Annotated in this window: 14 protein-coding genes, 1 tRNA gene and 2 pseudogenes; 6 read left to right on the plus strand and 11 right to left on the minus strand. The window is 61.3% G+C overall.

The window, feature by feature from the left end:
- The 4 genes and pseudogenes from AB4Z51_RS31715 to AB4Z51_RS31730 form a co-directional block, all read left to right on the plus strand.
- A pseudogene (locus tag AB4Z51_RS31715) lies at nucleotides 1-2,378 on the plus strand (hypothetical protein); the annotation flags it as partial.
- Nucleotides 2,379-2,601: 223 nt separating this feature from the next.
- Complete coding sequence (locus tag AB4Z51_RS31720) at nucleotides 2,602-3,615, plus strand: TRAP transporter substrate-binding protein (protein WP_063981683.1); 1,014 nt, start codon at nucleotides 2,602-2,604, stop codon at nucleotides 3,613-3,615.
- 199 nt (nucleotides 3,616-3,814) lie between these two features.
- Nucleotides 3,815-4,423: a Spy/CpxP family protein refolding chaperone gene (locus AB4Z51_RS31725; RefSeq protein WP_441498715.1), complete on the plus strand. Its 609-nt coding sequence runs from the start codon at nucleotides 3,815-3,817 to the stop codon at nucleotides 4,421-4,423.
- Between the two features lie 180 nt (nucleotides 4,424-4,603).
- Nucleotides 4,604-4,679 (plus strand) — tRNA-Lys (locus AB4Z51_RS31730).
- Between the two features lie 370 nt (nucleotides 4,680-5,049).
- On the opposite strand, the gene AB4Z51_RS31735 is transcribed toward AB4Z51_RS31730, so the two are convergent.
- The 11 genes and pseudogenes from AB4Z51_RS31735 to AB4Z51_RS31785 form a co-directional block, all read right to left on the minus strand.
- On the minus strand, nucleotides 5,050-6,216 hold the full coding sequence (locus tag AB4Z51_RS31735; protein ID WP_441498716.1) for a recombinase family protein: 1,167 nt from the start codon (nucleotides 6,214-6,216) through the stop codon (nucleotides 5,050-5,052).
- Nucleotides 6,217-6,362: 146 nt separating this feature from the next.
- Complete coding sequence (locus tag AB4Z51_RS31740; protein WP_028160059.1) at nucleotides 6,363-6,719, minus strand: PRC-barrel domain-containing protein; 357 nt, start codon at nucleotides 6,717-6,719, stop codon at nucleotides 6,363-6,365.
- Between the two features lie 219 nt (nucleotides 6,720-6,938).
- Nucleotides 6,939-7,823 carry a hypothetical protein gene (locus AB4Z51_RS31745; RefSeq protein ID WP_441498717.1) on the minus strand — a complete coding sequence of 295 codons (885 nt, stop codon included), beginning with the start codon at nucleotides 7,821-7,823 and terminating at the stop codon, nucleotides 6,939-6,941.
- A 694-nt stretch (nucleotides 7,824-8,517) separates the two neighbouring features.
- Nucleotides 8,518-9,135 carry a LabA-like NYN domain-containing protein gene (locus tag AB4Z51_RS31750; RefSeq protein ID WP_135214168.1) on the minus strand — a complete coding sequence of 206 codons (618 nt, stop codon included), beginning with the start codon at nucleotides 9,133-9,135 and terminating at the stop codon, nucleotides 8,518-8,520.
- Between the two features lie 685 nt (nucleotides 9,136-9,820).
- Nucleotides 9,821-9,946: a hypothetical protein gene (locus tag AB4Z51_RS31755; RefSeq protein ID WP_275552102.1), complete on the minus strand. Its 126-nt coding sequence runs from the start codon at nucleotides 9,944-9,946 to the stop codon at nucleotides 9,821-9,823.
- A 922-nt stretch (nucleotides 9,947-10,868) separates the two neighbouring features.
- Nucleotides 10,869-11,081, minus strand: a complete 213-nt coding sequence (locus AB4Z51_RS31760) for a hypothetical protein (RefSeq protein WP_135214170.1) — start codon at nucleotides 11,079-11,081, stop codon at nucleotides 10,869-10,871.
- Nucleotides 11,082-11,402: 321 nt separating this feature from the next.
- Nucleotides 11,403-12,599: an MFS transporter gene (locus tag AB4Z51_RS31765; RefSeq protein ID WP_441498727.1), complete on the minus strand. Its 1,197-nt coding sequence runs from the start codon at nucleotides 12,597-12,599 to the stop codon at nucleotides 11,403-11,405.
- Between the two features lie 315 nt (nucleotides 12,600-12,914).
- Nucleotides 12,915-13,039, minus strand: a pseudogene (locus tag AB4Z51_RS31770) (SOS response-associated peptidase); the annotation flags it as partial.
- A 50-nt stretch (nucleotides 13,040-13,089) separates the two neighbouring features.
- A complete protein-coding gene (locus AB4Z51_RS31775) occupies nucleotides 13,090-13,494 on the minus strand; it encodes a baeRF12 domain-containing protein (protein WP_135214171.1) in 405 nt (134 codons plus the stop codon).
- A 664-nt stretch (nucleotides 13,495-14,158) separates the two neighbouring features.
- Entirely contained in the window at nucleotides 14,159-14,572 is a 414-nt protein-coding gene (locus AB4Z51_RS31780; RefSeq protein ID WP_283017355.1) for a cupin domain-containing protein, read from the minus strand.
- Between the two features lie 105 nt (nucleotides 14,573-14,677).
- A complete protein-coding gene (locus AB4Z51_RS31785) occupies nucleotides 14,678-14,818 on the minus strand; it encodes a hypothetical protein (protein WP_167767968.1) in 141 nt (46 codons plus the stop codon).
- Nucleotides 14,819-15,089: 271 nt separating this feature from the next.
- Here AB4Z51_RS31785 and AB4Z51_RS31790 point away from each other — a divergent pair, with 271 nt between their 5' ends.
- On the plus strand, nucleotides 15,090-16,115 hold the full coding sequence (locus AB4Z51_RS31790) for an ATP-binding protein (RefSeq protein ID WP_441498718.1): 1,026 nt from the start codon (nucleotides 15,090-15,092) through the stop codon (nucleotides 16,113-16,115).
- 156 nt (nucleotides 16,116-16,271) lie between these two features.
- Nucleotides 16,272-16,958: an antibiotic biosynthesis monooxygenase family protein gene (locus AB4Z51_RS31795; protein WP_441498719.1), complete on the plus strand. Its 687-nt coding sequence runs from the start codon at nucleotides 16,272-16,274 to the stop codon at nucleotides 16,956-16,958.
- Nucleotides 16,959-17,237 lie beyond the last annotated feature (279 nt).

The raw sequence follows: 17,237 nt of genomic DNA on the forward strand, positions 1-17,237 counted from the left end.
CCATCACCGCGACCAAGGATGCGGTGAAGATCTCGAACCTGGTCTCGGGCAAGAGCGGCACCTTCACCGTCGACAACGAGGGCACGATCTCGTCGACGGGGACCGGCAGCAATGCCGGCCAGGCGCTCGATCTCGACGACATCAATTCGAGCGGCGCCAATACCGTCATCAACAACGCGGCAACCGGAATGATCTCGGCGGCCGATGCCGACGCGATCCGGCCCGGCGCCAACGCCACCATCAACAATTACGGCCAGATCGTCAGCCATAATGCCTCGGCGGCCTCGGACGGCAACGACGCGATCGACTTCCAGTCGGTCAACACCGGCGGCGTGGTCAACAACTACGCCGGCGGAATCATCGACGGCGCCCGCCACGCCATCAYCGGCGACCAGCCGATCACCGTCAACAATGACGGCACGATCACCGGCCGCAGCGGCTCCGGCATCAACATGGACAGCGCGGCTAACACGACGACAACAGTGACCAACCGCGGCACCATCACCGGCACGGCGGTCGGCGGTGCTGACGCCGACGGCGTCGATGTCGACGGTCTGGTCTCGATCGACAATTTCGGGACGATCGCAGCGGTCGGCCTGACCAGCGGCGCCAACGGCCTCAACGAGGCGCTCGCGATCGGCGGCGGCTTCGTCCACAACGAGGTGGGCGGCCTCATCATCAGCGATCAGCGCGCGATCACCGTGGACGACAGCAATGACGGTAGCGCCTTCGGCGTCATGACCATCATCAATGACGGCACGATCCGCGGCAACAACGGCGAGGCGATCTCGATCGTCGGCACCTTCGGCGACACCGTTACCAACACGGGCGGCATTTTCGGCAGCATCGCCACCGACGGTGGCAACGATACGCTCACCAACAGCGGCTCCATCATCGGCGACGTCTCGATGGGCGCAGGCGACGACAGCATCAATCTCGCCACTGCTTCGATCGTCACCGGCACGATCGACGGCGGCGACGGCGTCGACACGCTGGTGCTGTCGGGAAGTGGCTCCGGTTCGCTCCTTGGCACCGTCGTCAATGTCGAGAAGCTCGACGTCCAGAGCGGCGTCTGGCGGATCAAGGATGCGTCCGGCTATTCCGACATCCAGGTCGAGAGCGGCGCGGCGGTCGTGCTGGAGGGCTCGGCCAATGGAATGGTGGTTGCCGCGGGCGCCGCGCAGCTGGTGTTCGGTCTGGCCTCGAACTCCGTGATCTCGGGCAATCAGTACATCCAGATTGGCGGCTCGGCCGACGGCACGACGATCGAAGCCGGCGGCGACCAGGATATCCTTGGCGGTGGTATCGCGACCAACACCACCGTGGACGGCGGTACCCAGAACGTCTTCGGCGTTGCGATCCAGACCACGGTCGCGAATGGCGGCTTCCAGCACGTTCACAACAATGCTTTCAACACCATCGTCAATGCCGGGGGTGAGCAGAACGTCTACATCGACGGCAGTGCGACCGGATCCACCATCAATGCCGGCGGCATCCAGATCGATTGGGGCTTCACGATCATCACGACGATCAGCGGCGGCGGTCAGTACGTGTTCGGCTCGGCGAGCCTCACGACGATCAATTCGGGCCTGCAGGCCGTCGAGAGCGGCGGCACGGCCTCGGACACGACGATCCATGGCGGCGGGCAGGACGTCTATTTGGGTGGAACCGCGATCAACACCACCATGGATGGCGGCGTCCAGTCGGTCTATGGCGGCACGGTGGTCCAGACCACGATCAGCAATGGTGCCCTCCAGTATCTCCACGGCAACGCGTCGATCACGACGGTCAACGCCGGCAGCCAGCAGAGCGTCTACGCCGACGGCACGGCGACCGGTACCACGATCAATGCCGGCGGAGTCCAGGTCGATTGGGGCGCCGCCAACGCCACCATCGTCAACGGCGGCGTGCAATATGTGTATGGCAGCGCGACCGGCACGACGGTCCTGTCCGGCACGCAGTACGTCCAGGCCGGCGGCAGCGCTGACGACACCACGATCGGCTCGGGCGCGCTTGCCTTTGTCCATGCGGGCGGCACGATCGACGATGTGATCTTCGCCGGTCCCAATGCCTCGCTGGTCCTGGCCCAGGCGTCGGCCTTCACGGGAACGATCTCCGGCTGGCAGGACCATGACAGTCTCGATCTCGGCGACATCCAGTTCAGCGACGGTCTGACCTCGATGGCCTATGCGCAGAATGGCGACAACACCGGCGGCACGCTGACGGTCTCCGACGGCACCCACGTCGCGACGCTGCACTTGCTCGGTCAGTACAGCGCGGCCGATTTCGCGCTGTCCTCGGACGGGCACGGCGGCACCCTGATCACCGATCCGGCGGTCGCGCAGCAGGCCCAGCTCGCGCCGGCGCTGCACGGCTGAGGTTGCGAGAGGCGGCAGCGGCGATGGCAGGGTTTCCCTGCCATCGTCCAGCGTGAGCCAGTCCGGCAGATTTCCCCTCCGGATACCGCATTTTTGCAAACCGCCCCCTGCTAAGGGGCAATGGCGCCTGTGCCCGCTTCCCTATAATCCTGCCTTCAAGTCTTGAATCTAGGGCTTGGGGGCGACGGTTCGTCGCCCCACCAAAAAACGTGCGGGAGGAAGCATGCGGAAACTCATTTGGGCTGCGGCATCGGTTGCGGTCTTGACCGGGGCGTTGGCCCTGACCGGGCCGGCATCGGCCCAATCGCCGATCATCATCAAGTTCAGTCACGTCGTCGCCACCGACACGCCGAAGGGCAAGGCGTCGGAGAAGTTCAAGGAGCTTGCCGAGAAGTACACCGGCGGCAAGGTCAAGATCGAAGTCTACCCGAACTCGACGCTCTACAAGGACAAGGAAGAGCTCGAGGCGCTCCAGCTCGGCAGTGTGCAGATGCTGGCGCCGTCCAACTCGAAGTTCGGCCCGCTCGGCATCCGCGAATTCGAGGTGTTCGATCTGCCTTACATCCTTCCGGACCTGAAGACGCTGCGGAAGGTGACGGAAGGCCCGCTCGGCCTCCGGCTGCTCAAGCTGCTGGACTCCAAGGGCATCACCGGCCTTGCCTATTGGGACAACGGCTTCAAGCAGATGAGCGCGAACAAGAAGCTGGTCACGCCCGCCGACTACCAGGGCGTCAAGTTCCGCATCCAGTCCTCGCGCGTGCTGCAGGCCCAGTTCAAGTCGCTCGGCTCGCTGCCGCAGGTGATGGCGTTCTCGGAAGTCTACCAGGCACTGCAGACCGGCGTGGTCGACGGTCAGGAGAACACCTGGTCGAACATCTATACGCAGAAGATGCACGAGGTGCAGAAGTACATCACCGAGACCAATCACGGCTACATCGGCTACGTCGTGATCGTGAACAAGAAGTTCTGGGACGATCTGCCGGCCGACATCCGCGACCAGCTGTCGAAGGCGATGAAGGAGGCGACCGACTTCAACAACGCGCAGTCGCAGAAGGAGAACGACGACGCGCTGGCCGAGATCAAGAAGAGCGGCAAGAGCGAGATCATCAAGCTCACGCCGCAGCAGGACGAGGCGATGCGCAAGGCGATGGAGCCGGTCTACAAGGACGCCGCAGGCCGCGTCGGCCAGCCGCTGATCGACGAGTTCCTCAAGGAATCGAAGAGCACGACGAACTGATCCGGATCGACCATCAATGAAGGGGCTTCCGTGCAGCCTGCGCGGAGGCCCTTTTTGTTGCAAAACATTTCAGTTTGCATCTGAATGGACATTCAGGGGAGTTACATCTTCGTAAGAACGCTCTCTCTGTCCAAGTTGTAAGTTGCGCGTCAGCCGTCCGGCGCTCATCCTCACCGGCATCCTTCCAGAGGAGGTCCGTATGAGGAAGTTCACCATCGCCGCCATCGCCGTGCTCAGCATCGCCGGCTCGGGCGCGGTCTATGCCCAATTTCATCGCCCGTGGATGGAGCACTTCCGCCACGTCCGCATGAACCCGGAGGACCGTGCCGCCTTCGTCGACGCGCGGATCGCCGCCGTCCATGCCGGGCTGAAGCTCAACGCCGACCAGGAGAAGCTGTGGCCGCCGGTCGAGGCTGCCGTGCGCGACTTCGCCAAGCTGCGCATCGACCGCGCCAACGCGCGGATGAATGCCGGCCCGGGTGATGCCGGCAAGAACGCCGACAAGCCCGAGGATCCGGTCGCCCGCCTGCGCCAGCGCGCCGAGGACATGGGCGCGACCTCCGCTGCCCTGAAGAAGATCGCCGATGCCGCCGATCCGCTCTACAAGATGCTCGACGAGGGCCAGAAGCGGCGCCTTGCCGTGCTGACCCGCCACCGTGGCCCGTTCGGCGGCGGCGGGGACGGCCGGTCCCGACACTTCATGGAACGGGGCATGGACCGCATGATGGAGCGCGGCATGGACCGCTTCCACGGCGACCGTTTCGACCGTGACGGCGGCCCGGACCGGGATCGCGAGGGCCGGCTCTGAGCCACCCCGTATTTCCCGAGGAATTAGCCCCGGGATTGGCCTTGGCGAAGCCGCTGGAATCCAGCGGCTTTTCGCATTTTCGGGCCTGTGGAAGAACCTTGGAAAACATGCGCCACATCGCTTGCCATACCCGGATCGCTTTGCTAAACGACCGGCCTCGCAAGGCATTGACCGCCTTTCGGGCGCATAGCTCAGTTGGTAGAGCAGCTGACTCTTAATCAGCGGGTCCCAGGTTCGAGCCCTGGTGCGCCCACCACCCAGTCACAGGTATCGAACCTTTGACTTGGCCCTCCTAATTTTTGCGCTGAATTGCGCGCTATTGGTGACTTGGTCGCGTCTCTGCATGCGGTCTCAGCTGCTGAATCCCAGACTTTCGGCGGTTCGTCTCTGCCTTTAAAAATCTCGTTCCCGGAATCGAACCCTGACTCGGCCCTTTCCGGGTTTTGCGCTGAATTGCGGGTCCTATTAGCGAACTGGTCGCGCCTCAGCTGGCGAATGTCCCGACTTTCGTCCGTCCGTTCGTTTCCTGTCTCGCCGTCTCCGAACCATTCGGGAGGAGTGCCAGCTGTCTGATGGACTTTTGGTGCGGATCGACTAAGCAGCGCCCGAATGCAACGCAAGCCCTCTCAATTCGGATCGAGACCGAGGGTTTGGAATTGAACGTCCCAATCTGGGTCGGGATCTCGCAAGCGCTCTATGTTGACACCTCGAGGAAGACGACCTTCGATAGCCGCCCTGACGAGCGAGGGCGCCAGAAATGCCAGCGACAGTGTTAAATTGATCTGACGCGTCGTGCACCGTTCGCGCTTCGCGAGCTCTTCGCTGCTTTTAACTGCACTTGCGGTGATCTCCTCGAGCCATCTTCGCCCGCGAGCGATGGCGGCGACTAGACGAACGCGCCGCTCGGCGCGCTCCGGGCGGATTTGTTTTCTCTCCGCCCTAGCAGGCAATAGGATCTTTCGGCTTCGTTTGGAAGCCGGCTTTTGCCAGGGGACAGATAGCGTTATCATATTAGATGATCGATCGGTTGGCTTGAGAGATAGTACCAGCTGAGTTCGGTGAACCTGAATGCGGGCGACGAGATTTTCGAGCCTGTCCCGATCAAACCCAGACAGGTGAATTCGATTGCTGCTTACTAGGTCCTCATCCGCAATGTGCTCGCGTAAAGCTTGTACGACAGTGCTTTCGATTTCTTGCGCTGGGACACGCGAGACCGAACCAACGTCGGCGGTTCGAGCTTCGCCGTGCAGGCTAGGGCGAGATACATAATATCGGTAGCGCACGCCAGCCTTGGTGGCGTGAGTAGCTGTCATAACGTGTCCCGCATCGTCATAAAGGAGGTCTCTCAACAGGTGGTTTGACTTGCGCCGCGATAACGTCGTGTGGCCTTGCTGGGCGGACAGCTTTCGTTGAACGGCTTCAAAGAGCTCCCTGTCCAAAATCGCCGGCTGCTCTCCCGGTAGGATCTCGCCTCGATAATTGACCTCGCCAATAAAAAAACGATTGCGGAGCAGGTGGGACAGTGTACCGCGTCCGAATGGAATGCCTCCGCGGCTTCGTCCCGTGCGAAGGGCCCGAGCCTTCGTGCAGATTTGTCTGTCTTTAAGGTCCCGAACTAGTTCGTTAATGCTGGCAACCTCAAGATATCTCCGGAAGATCAATCTGACGCGTTCAGCCTCTTCTTCGACAGGCTTGAGTTTGCCATCACTAAGCGCATAGCCGAGAGGCAAGGGACCTCCTACCCAGAGACCCTTGCGTTTTGAAGCGGCAATCTTGTCTCGGATGCGCTCCACGACGAGCTCGCGTATGAGGCGTCGTCCTCGACGACGAGCATCGCACTGGCGACTCCTTCAACTGACGGGTGGAGCGCTTCTGCCGACAGCAGGCGCTTTGACCGGCGCGGCAGGCCCGCTCTCGCAAGCGGGCTTGCCGGTAACCGTCAGAACCCAGAATAGTAGTCGTTCACCGCTCTTGCGCGTCCCGGGTCGTTCCAGTCCCAGGCATTGTCATTGCCGTACTTCGGCGCGCCCTGAAGCCTGTCGGCGGTAAGATTGGTCCGGTAGCCGCCAAGACCTGTGTCGTACTTCAGCGATTGCCAGGGCAGGGGGTAGTGATCGTCCCCGATGCCGAGGAAGCCACCGAAGCCGAGAACCGCGTACGACACTTGGCCGCTGACCTTGTCGATCATGACGCGCTCAATCGAACCGATCTTCTGGGCGTCGGACCCATAGACCGCTGTGCCTTCGACCTTGTCGCTACCGATCAGCGTACCTGTTTCACGCCTTTCCGTTTCCATCGTCGTCTCCTCCTAGAAACATTGACGCACGACAACTGTGATCGAGAGGCGATCGTTCCTACGTTTTAAAGGTTCGGCGGGAGAGCTATGGAAAAGCGAGCGACGCGGCAAAAACTGATCTCGTACTTCGCGCGTCGCGATGAATTCACCACCCCCGACAACCGGCGCAGCGGAAGGTCACAGGATTTCCAGCCTGTCACCCTGTGCGGAAAAATGAGGTTAAGGTAGTGGCCGGGGATCCGCGACGCGGCTTTTGTGCCATCGATTGGAATGAGCCATCCACTCGGAAATCGGCTCGCCATCGCGATGCCGGCCTCCAGCTTCTGCACCAGCCCAAGCCGCTGCGGCCCCGAACAGCAACGCTGCAGCCGCCGAGAAGGCGATGATGATACTTGCCGCACGAGCCCTCGAGATCGCGCTCTTTGCATTTGCCAGCGTCGTATCAACTCGCCTCTCGGCGTCCGTCGCTGCGAGCCCGGTCAATGCAGTGACCTGCTGAACAAGATAGGTGCGATCCTCGGGGAGGACGCCGCCGTGACTCGAAGCAGTTGCTAGAATTCGCGCGGCTTCAGCACGCTCACCCGTCAGATCAACGTTCGGCGGCCGCCGGGGCGCACGGAAGAGATGATCAAGCTCGTAACTTAGGATCGACGGTTCGGTAGCAGACGGCGGTTGAGTCGTTGCGGACGGGCGGTTTGCAGCACCCGCTATCAGCGCGGTCAGAACAGCTCCGATTAAGACCGCGAGCGCCCAGGCAGCAACGCCATGCAGTCCGTCGCGCGTCTCGATGTCATCGGTCGCGGAAGCGTAAGGCGGCCGCACGCGCCCGGCAAAATAGCCGCCGCAGCCAAAACTGATGAGGGACTGAAAGATCAGGTAGACGCCCGACAACACCCATAGCGCAACGGAAGCATCTCTCCAGGTCGGCGCAGCGGAGGCCATGCCCAGTCCAAGCGCTGTTCCAAAGGAGATCAGTATCAGGGACAAACTCGTAGCGACGAAGGCTCCAACAACGATGGGTGTCCACTGCAATCCCCAGAGCCTGGTTAAGTTGGATGCGGTGGCTGTTTCGGATGCGATCCCGGAGATTGGTTCAATGGCCATGGCGTCTACCTGAGACCGAGTAGAGACAAAATGAACATGACGATGACGATCAGGCCAACGAGATAGATGATTCCATTCATGCGAAGTCCTCCTCTTCGCCACTTCAATGCCAGGCGTGCGTAAGGGTTCCTCGATCCAGACGTTTCCCGCCAGGTGGCGCACTCGCGCGACTCCGGTCGTAAAAGAACAGCCGCGTTGCCGGGGTAAGACAACGCGGCTGGGAAGCAAATCCCCGGAGGAGCCAGGCTTACTTCCTGTTGCTTTGGGGCCGGCCTGATCGCTGCCGGGACCAGAGCCGCCCCGGCCGGACGCGTCAGGCTTCATCATTCCGCCCTTGGTCATGCCGTACTTGTAAAATCCTCACATGCCGTTTCTCAAGGTCGGGGAGACGGCCCCGGTTGGGGGGCTTGGGGGCAAGTAGACCGGGGCTGCTCCGCCAGCATCGGCGGCGATGCCTGGCAGGTCCTCAATTGGCCTTCGGCGCTAGTTGTTCCGCGCCGGTCGATGCAGACGCAGATTCGGCGTCGGTCGCCGGCAGGAATGCGAAGCTGGCAGCATATTTTCGCGTCTGGGATGCGCCAGGCATTGCCGTATCTCGGAATTGGCTTATGCGCGTCGCTGACTGCTTGGATGTCGGTAATGCTGTTCTATTGAAGTGGTTCTGCCGCAAATTCATCGATGCGGGCGACCCTTACTAGCCAGGAGGGTCGTTTCCTTTCGGCTCTTGTAAGAGTTTCGGCATGTGTCCCCGCGGTTCGCGATCACGTGGGGCAGGGCGCTCGGATGGGACGCGGCCAAGCTTCGGCTGCAGCTCGACGAGATCCGTAAAGACGTCGGCCTGGCGGCGCAGCTCGTCGGCGATCATCGGCGGCTGGCTGGCGATAGTGGAAATCACCGTGACTCGCACGCCGCGGCGCTGCACGGCTTCGACCAGAGAGCGGAAGTCGCCATCGCCCGAGAACAGCACCATCTGGTCGATGTGTTGGGCGAGCTCCATGGCGTTCACCGCGAGCTCGATATCCATGTTGCCCTTGATCTTGCGGCGGCCGGATGCATCGACAAACTCTTTAGTCGCCTTGGTGACGACCGTGAACCCGTTGTAGTCCAACCAATCGAGCAGGGGACGGATCGAGGAAAACTCCTGATCCTCGATGACTGCGGTGTAGTAGAATGCCCGAAACAGTTTCCCGCGGCTCTGAAATTCCTCCAGCAGGCGTTTGTAATCGACGTCGAAGCCCAGGGCTTTCGCCGTCGCGTAAAGATTCGCGCCATCGATGAAAAGCGCAATCTTGTTAGTCGACGCGGATGACATGACTTGCGGGCCTTCCAGAGAGCCGATTTAGGTCTTCGCCGAGAGACCAGCAATTGAACGAAGGACTACGAGACGCACGAAAAATACTTTAAGCTTCAAGCAATCGCATGGCGAGGAGGAACTCCGTAGCCACAAAGAAGTTAGCCCATTTAAAATTCTTGAGTAATGTGGCTATTTTAGGTGGTCGTTTTTGGAGTATGCGTCTCATGAGCGATGTGGATTTTCCTGTCTTTGATAGTTCGATCACACGGCGCGGTCGCGGCTGGCGCTGGTGTGTTTCTGGCGAAGCGGGTAAAATCGTCCTGCAGGGTACTGAGCGCAGCCGACCAGCGGCACAGTATATGGCTGCACGAGCGACTTTTTTGCTGCTCCTCACCGCGTCGTATTGGAGACCCGGCAATGTGCCGCTTCCGGTTGACGTATACCCGGTTGAGATAATTCCCAACGTGCGCCCGAACTCAACTGGCCTGAGATAGCCAAAGGCCGATTGCGCTTGGTTGCTCTCGGACTCTCGGAAAAGGCTCTCCATCGCGGCGTTCATGAGAGGGCTCGCGCAGTGTGGCGTGGCGCGTACGGATCTAACAAGAACCAATTCGTTGATTGGAAAAACGCTTCCGGTGCGTAAGCGCTGGGAGTGTTTGCGTCTGCGAGAACGAACGACGCCGGCAGCCCTATCACGTCGTACTCAAATGCCACCCCCTAGGGGGCATTCTCCTCGAACCGTTTCTGCGGCATCGACACTGGCGAAGACCTTGATTTGGTCGACGTCGCCGACCTGTTTGGCGGTGTTCACGTAGACGAAGACGGTCATTGATCCCACTTCAGCTTGCGCCGGCTTAGGTCTTTGGAACGGATCGGACTTCCTGCGGGTTAAGCGCGACAACCCTGGGAGTTTGCCGTGAAACTAATCCTACTATTAGCAACCGGTTTCGCTGTCTCGATTGCTGCTGCGTCGGCGCAGCCCGCCGGCTCACCAAGCGGACGTGGGGCGGTCAATGGTGACCCGGCAGCCAGCTCGACGGCGCCGAGCAGAGACCCGCGTGGCACCACTGGCATGTCGCCTGGTTCGAGTAGCGGAAGTGGTACGTCCACTTCTGGCGGCAAAGACGACAATGGAGATCAGGGTCGAGACAAAATGCCAGACAGCAACAAGACGGTCCGGCCCGAGAACCAGCAGCCGGCAAAGCCGCACTAACGCCTAAATTCCCGCGTGGATCGACTCTCGAAGTTCTGGTGTCGCAATTCGGACGGAGCAAGCGACCTCAGCTTTTGAAGGGGATAGCTGAGGCCGCTTGAGCTTCGGAACGGAGGCGAATCCAACCGACGCTCAGCGAGGGTAGGCTGCATCCATTCCCACGCATGGTCCATTTGTGAACAATGCCGCCGCGATGTTAGCGCGCGTGCTTTACGTCTCGTGAACGTCCTCCGTCTTGCGCGAAGGGCCTCACGTTGAACTTGCCGAATTTCGATAGGCTTCGGTATTTCAACGGAGGTGTGCTCGGCGTTCATCCAGAACTATGTTGCCGCGCTCTGAAGTGAGCGAGGAAATGACGGGCCGCCGCAACAAGGACAATCCGCCTATCCTCATCTGCCAAGAATGTAGGCGACCGATGGTGTATCTCGCTACACTTCCGAAGATTGCTAGCCTGCCCGCAGTACACGCTTACTTGTGTCGACCATGCCAGCGGGTCGATAGCATTACGTTGAAGTAGCCGACGCAGGCATCTTTTAAGCTAGCCGTCCTGGCACCGAATGCCGAAATTGTCGCAGATCAACGCAAAGGCTTCCTTCGCCTTTGCATCCTCAAAGCAGAAGCGAGTGCCGATGTCTGCGCGATCGGTCCACCACCCCAGTTTGCTGCCCTTCGCAATGCGAGCAGCCTCTCCGCGCAGCAAATCCAACCGTTTTCCAGCCGCGTGAACGACTAAGCAATTTTCCCTTGTCATGAATGCGGTCCTCAAAAATGAAACAACGACACCATTTTGATTCCGACAAAAAATGAAATGGTGTGGCGGCTGGGGTGCTAGAACGAAGGCCGCACCAGGGGGACTGCTGCGACCTCATTCTCGAAAAAATTCGGGTGAAATGATCTAAGYGAAATATGCAGCCATCCCCGGTGATCAACAAGCTACCGCAGCTCGGTCGCAGCGCAATGTCAGCTAGGTCACACCTGGAAACCTATTTAATGCGCAGGCACGACTTGCTCAGAAGCCCTTCGCTTAGGCAGTCTGGACTGCTTCGTCGCGCGCTCCTCGTCATGACAATCCCTAATAATTCTTGACGGCCGGGCTAAACACCAGCCACAGCGCGATTGACACCAGCCCAAAGCAGCCGAGCAGCAGGAAGGTCCGGCCGTAGCCGATCCATTGCGCGATCCAGCCGCCGAGTGCGGGACTGAGGCTTGCGCCGATCCCCTGCACGGTGATCACGGCTCCCTGGCCGAGATTGATGCGGCCGCTGCCGTTGAGCGAGCGCGCGACCATGCCCGGGACAGCGACAGTCTGCAGTCCGGTCCCGATGCCGTCGAGCACCTGCATTGGTACAACACCCCACCATCCCATGACGAAGAAAGCGAGCACGCCGCGAACAGGCAGCATCGTGAAAGAGACCAGCAGCACTGGCCAGTAGTTGCGCTTGCCCGCGACTTGCATGCCGACTAGCGATGTCGCGATCATCACGCCCTGCGCGATCACCACCGTGATTGCTACGAAGCTCGGACCGTCGGCCTGTGCTTCTGCGACGGCCGCAAGGCCATAGAGCGAGACGACGGCGGCGTTGCCGAGATGGAAGATCGCGAGCGCCAGCGCCAGCACGAGCAGCGGCTTGTGCTTGAACAGGATGGACAGACCACTCGGCGGGCTATCCGGATCGTCCTCCTTGCCGCCGCGCGCGGCGCGATCGTCGATCRCCTTGGCCGGGATCATCAATACGCAAGCCACCGCGATGGCGCCAAAAATCGCGGCGAGTACGAACACGGTCACGTAGCCGAATTTGTAACCGAGATAGCCCGACAGCGCCGCGCCGACCATGTTGCCGGCATGGTTGAATGCCTGGTTGCGTCCGTTCAGCGCATTAAAGCCTTTTTGATTAGCGATGCCGAGCGTGATGCCGGTTACTGCCGGCACAATCGCGGCACTCGCCAGCGATTGCGCAACCTGCGAGAACGTCACCGCCCAGAAATTCTGTGAGATCAGGATGATTGCGGATGCCAGAACGACACAGATGCCGGGGATGACGACCCACAGCCGCTTGTTGCGGCTAGAATCGATGAAGCCGCCGATCGGTGTCGTTACCAGCATGCCCGCGACATTGCCGATCGTCATCGCGGAGCCGATCAATCCGGTGGCCCAACCACGCTCCTGCAGGAATACGCCCACGAACGGCCCGATGCCCGACTGCATGTCGGCCATGAAAAAGTTGACGGCGTAGAGGGGCCAGATGCGGGAAGGGGAGCGCGATATCATAGAGAGGCCGAGCGTGAAGCTGCCGATCGAATAGAGTCTCGCGCAAGCGGACATGGCCGCCGATTGGCCGGAGCGGACTAGAAAATAACCTGTGCCCATCATGTTAGTTCCGCCGACCTTGGCGATTAGAGTGCAACGACGTCACCTCGCTAATGCCTCGCGCTCATTTCTGGATCTCTGCCATGCCTCTCTGGACCTGGCGGACCCTCCCATGCGCGGTCCGTTTCCCGGCGAGAGGTTAGCTTATGGCGGCGAGCTCGAGGAGCTTCCGCGCGGCGGCCTTGGGTTCGGCGTTGGGACGTTCCCCGACGAGTTTTATATTGCGGCCAAATCTTCTTTCACGCCACGTGCCACGATTCGCAACGCGCCGTCTGCAAGCGGACGCTGAAGTTCTTTGGCGGGTGGATGGCGTTTACCTCAAAGTTTGGTTTAGTGGTTAACCGCTTACGTCACGAAGGGCGAAGTTCGCTCTACGGTCGGCGGTGGTGCGTCAGGCGTCGGCGATCAGTGAGGCGATGTCCTCGAGCGGACGCCGGCTGAAGTCCTTCGCGAGCTCCCCTAAGATCTTGTCTCTGAGGTCGCGATTGAAGTGCTTGCGCATCTCGCCCAGGATTCTAGGGTCGGAGACAAGGACCAAGTGTTCTATGGTCCCGTCCAGGCTGAGCTTGTTCAGGAAAGCCGCCGTCGCTGCCGCGAAGTCGTCCTCGACGAGCCGCCTCCCGTCGGGGTTGGCTGAGCCGGTACGATGCCGCGCACCCGAGCCCGAGTGGGCGGACTGAGGCGGAGCCGCCGTGATCTCGACCAAGTGCACCCCAGGTTTCACGCCTGTATTGTGGAACAGGCGGATCGTCTCGCCGTCAGCGACAGCTACTGTCGCACCGGTAGGCAGAATCATCGAAAGACCTCCCGTTCACGATCCCGCACTGACACGGCGGGCTATGTACTTGTCAGCCGGCGTGTTGCTGCGTCTCTTAAGCTCCCGGCACGGAACTCCTCAGAGCAGGGCAGTACAACGACCGCCGTAAGGAAGCGGCGCGGCGCGCACGGCGATCTTAGCGGCCGAGAAGTCGGTGCGCTGGAGTACGCCTCCCGGCCGGTCGACGATCGGTCGAAGATTGAGTCCATGGCGGTCGAAAGGAAAATCACCTCTCGCTATGGAGTCGATAGCCGACCGTTATCGGAATGACTGAAAGACGCTTGGCGCCGCGGCGGGAGCACGGCGCTTCCCTCTGCGAGCACTCGCGCAAGCCGTCGCCGGAAACCCCGCCTTTGCCGAAGCTTGTTCGAAGGCAGATGGAAGCTTCGGCCAGGATGCCTCGGCACTCCTCGCGACATTGGAAGCGAGTGCACCTATGCGATGTCGGGACGGCCGGCGCAATTTTCCGCGGCGTTTGCCCGGCGTCGTCTCGACGCGGGTCGGCTACGTCGAGAACGCCACCCACCGCAACCGCGCCACGCACGCGGCAGCGATGGAGATCGCGTCCGTTTCGACCAGGACGAGCTTCAGCGATCGGCAAGAGTTCTTCTTCCAGATGTCCCGCGCGCCGCCGTCCCCGCCCCTAGGGGAACGTCAGGCCGAAAGCAGCCGGATCGGGCTGCTCGCCTTTCCGGGGGACCAAGAAGCGCTCCAACCCACCCGGCACGAAGCTGAGCAGCAGGGTCGCCTGGTCGCCGACCACCTCGATCGTATGCGGCACACCGCGGGGAAGAGCCGCGTAGGCGCCTGGCCCCACCTCGATACGGGCATCGCCGACCCGTGCGATTAGCTTCCCTTGCACCACGTATAGCAGCTCGTCCTCGCGCGTGTGGGTGTGCAGCGGCGGTTCTTCCCCGGCCCGCACCGTCCACAGGACAGTGCCATATTCACCTCCGGACTGGCTGCTCTCCACCTTCATTTCGACGCTCGAGCCTCCGCTCGAGGTCACTGTCTCGCCGCCGTGCGGCGCCGTGAGAACCGGCTTGTGAACTGACATTGTAACCTCCTGATTGCGCGTCGGATGAGCCCGGCACCGTGCAAGCATGGAATTCCGTGCGGCGAATTGGAAATGACGTCACGCCATGAAATCAATAGCTGCGCGTCATGATGGCGGTTCGCTTTCCGCACCGGATTCGCGTGCATCCGACGTTGACTGCTCGAGCAGATCGGTCAGCATCCTGATGGCCTCCGTTGGCTTCAGGACTTCGCTCTCACGTAGCTGTTCGATCTTCTCATGCAGCAATCTGAGCTTCGCCCTACATTGATCCGGTAGTCTCTCCCTACGGCTTTGCGATCGATATCTTGCTGCTTTTTGTGGCTTAGCATGATGATCAGCGCTGCGTTGCCGCCTGGGCGCCGCGGCGTGCCGATAACGGTCGGCTATCGACTCCATGGCAAGAGGTGATTTTCCATTTTTCGGTGCTGGACCCAATCTTCGTGCCGTCGTCGCCCGCCCGCGTGTACGGGCCGAAGTTGGCGTACCGTTGGACGATCGCAGGCCAGGAGTTTCCCAGATGCTGATCAAATATTCATCCGACATTTCCTTTCCCGGCGAGGTCGAGAGCCCTCTGCCGGAGGATGTCGTCGTGCTTGCGGGCCGCGCCGGCGTCGCGCTTGGGGTGCAGCGCCCACTCGGCGTGAGAGTGCGGAGCGTCAGCGGTCACGGCAGCGGTGTGATCGCGTCCAGGCGCGTGGAGATTCCGGTCGTCGGGGGCGACGGCGAGATCTCCGGGGTCCTGTTCGGAGCCGCCCCACGGACCGGCACGCGCGGCGCGGCCTTCGCCCGCGGTTCGGAGGGCGAGAGGTCGATCGGGGACGTGGCGCCGTTCGTCGTCCACGACATCAACAACCTTCTCGCCGTGATCGGCGGCGGCCTGCGGCTGCTCGAGTGCCAGAGCGATGCCGCGTATCGAGCGGCGATCGTTGGCAAAATGCAGGAAGCGATTACGCGAGGCGTGTTGCTCCGCCGTCAGTTCCTCGATACTGCGCGACCATGCCGCAAGTCGATCGACGGCTTTGTCGCAGGCAGTCGTCTCGCAGCGATCGCGGGTACGCTTGACTGGGCGTTGCGCCCGGACATCACTGTCCGCACCGAGATCGCGCCCGACTTATGGACCTTCAATGCCGACCCGGAAGAGCTGTACTTTGCGCTCCTGAATCTCTGCCGAAACGCAGACGATGCTATGCCGGCCGGCGGCACGATCACCGTCGCGGCGCGGAATGTCGAGCCGTTTAGCGCGGACCGCGGGTTCGTTGAGATTGTCGTCGCCGACGAGGGGGAGGGCATGTCTGAGGAGGTCCTGTCGCAGGCGTTCCTTCCATACTTCACGACAAAGGCGGCTGGCGGCGGCAGCGGACTCGCGCAGGTTCGGCACTTCGCCGAAGGACGGAGCGGTGCGATCAGTATCGAGCGCGAGCGAGGTGGCGGCACGCTGGTCCGCCTCTTTCTCCCGTGTGTCGACGATGCGGGGGGCCGGAGCAGCTTTGTCGGTACGCGGATCACGCGCACGCCGTCATCCAAAACTCACCGCGGTCAGTGACTACCGCGGTGCGGCAGGAAGGCCGGATATGCGGAAAAGCGGGAACGCGCCCGCGGGCGCTTCCCATCCGGCGAGTCACCGTGAATGCGACGCATGGTCGGGGCATTTCGACATCGAATCGACTACATCGCAGCACTCCAGGAATGAGATACGACTATGTTTTCCGTGATTTTCGAAGCCCTCCCCCATAAAGGGAAGTGGGATAATTACCTCGACAACGCCAACATGCTGCGCCCGGAGCTGGAGCAGGTCGAAGGCTTCGTCGACAACATCCGCTACAAGAGCCTGACACGCGAGGACTGGATCCTTTCGCTTTCGAACTGGCGAGACGAGAAGTCACTCGTCCGCTGGCGCATCCGCACGCGCCATCACGAGGTCCAGCAGAAGGGCCGCGACGAAATACTCGCAGATTACCACCTCCGCGTCGGTCAGATCACTGCCGACAACAAAGTGCCCGTGGGTTACGCCCTGAGGGAACAGCGGCTCGATGAGACCGAAGTCGGGGAGGGGATGACAGTCCCGCTGATCAACGCGACGCGCCCCGCGGAGTGGAAACAGACCGACAACCCGTACGACTGCGCGGAGTGGCTCGGACTGAACCCTTGGGCCGCCGACTTCACGTCCTGGGACATCTTCGAAGCAGTGCTTACGCCTGGCGACCTGATTCTGCTCATGTCCTGGAAGGACGCCGCCGCAGCGCAGGCTTACGAGAACGCGTCCGCGCCGAATGACAAGGCAAGGGTTCGTACAGTGCGGATCGTGCGCGACTATGGGAAATACGACCGTCGCGAGGCACCTCAATACTACGAAGATGCCAAGGGCGGCGAGACCCTCCATGCCTGACGTCGCTCCGTCGGGAAGGGCCATGCTGCCGCGAGTTCGACTCTGGTCTCGCTATGCCGCCCGGTCCCGCGTTTAGCCAGGCTTGGCGAGAAACAGACGGTTGGCCGTGGCGAAATATCGTTGAGGCTTGCTCCGCTAGTTGTCGCACGATTGATTTCTGCACTGACGAAGGCGACGAACATGGGTACACGGCGGCGCCGCCGCCCGTCCGGTTCTCGCCCATCTCGCATGCACTAACCTGGCTCTCAGAAACTCCTGAAAGCGTGTCCGTGCGTCCTA

The organism is Bradyrhizobium sp. 2TAF36 (assembly GCF_052114925.1).
GTDB classification, from domain to species: Bacteria; Pseudomonadota; Alphaproteobacteria; order Rhizobiales; family Xanthobacteraceae; genus Bradyrhizobium; species Bradyrhizobium barranii.

Coding starts and splice junctions, on each gene's coding strand:
- AB4Z51_RS31795 (WP_441498719.1), top strand. CDS start 16,272: ATGTTTTCCGTGATTTTCGAAGCCCTCCCCCATAAAGGGAAGTGGGAT.
- AB4Z51_RS31750 (WP_135214168.1), bottom strand. CDS start 9,135: ATGTCATCCGCGTCGACTAACAAGATTGCGCTTTTCATCGATGGCGCG.
- AB4Z51_RS31775 (WP_135214171.1), bottom strand. CDS start 13,494: ATGATTCTGCCTACCGGTGCGACAGTAGCTGTCGCTGACGGCGAGACG.
- AB4Z51_RS31760 (WP_135214170.1), bottom strand. CDS start 11,081: ATGACAAGGGAAAATTGCTTAGTCGTTCACGCGGCTGGAAAACGGTTG.
- AB4Z51_RS31720 (WP_063981683.1), top strand. CDS start 2,602: ATGCGGAAACTCATTTGGGCTGCGGCATCGGTTGCGGTCTTGACCGGG.
- AB4Z51_RS31740 (WP_028160059.1), bottom strand. CDS start 6,719: ATGGAAACGGAAAGGCGTGAAACAGGTACGCTGATCGGTAGCGACAAG.
- AB4Z51_RS31745 (WP_441498717.1), bottom strand. CDS start 7,823: ATGGCCATTGAACCAATCTCCGGGATCGCATCCGAAACAGCCACCGCA.
- AB4Z51_RS31780 (WP_283017355.1), bottom strand. CDS start 14,572: ATGTCAGTTCACAAGCCGGTTCTCACGGCGCCGCACGGCGGCGAGACA.
- AB4Z51_RS31755 (WP_275552102.1), bottom strand. CDS start 9,946: ATGACCGTCTTCGTCTACGTGAACACCGCCAAACAGGTCGGCGACGTC.
- AB4Z51_RS31725 (WP_441498715.1), top strand. CDS start 3,815: ATGAGGAAGTTCACCATCGCCGCCATCGCCGTGCTCAGCATCGCCGGC.
- AB4Z51_RS31790 (WP_441498718.1), top strand. CDS start 15,090: ATGCTGATCAAATATTCATCCGACATTTCCTTTCCCGGCGAGGTCGAG.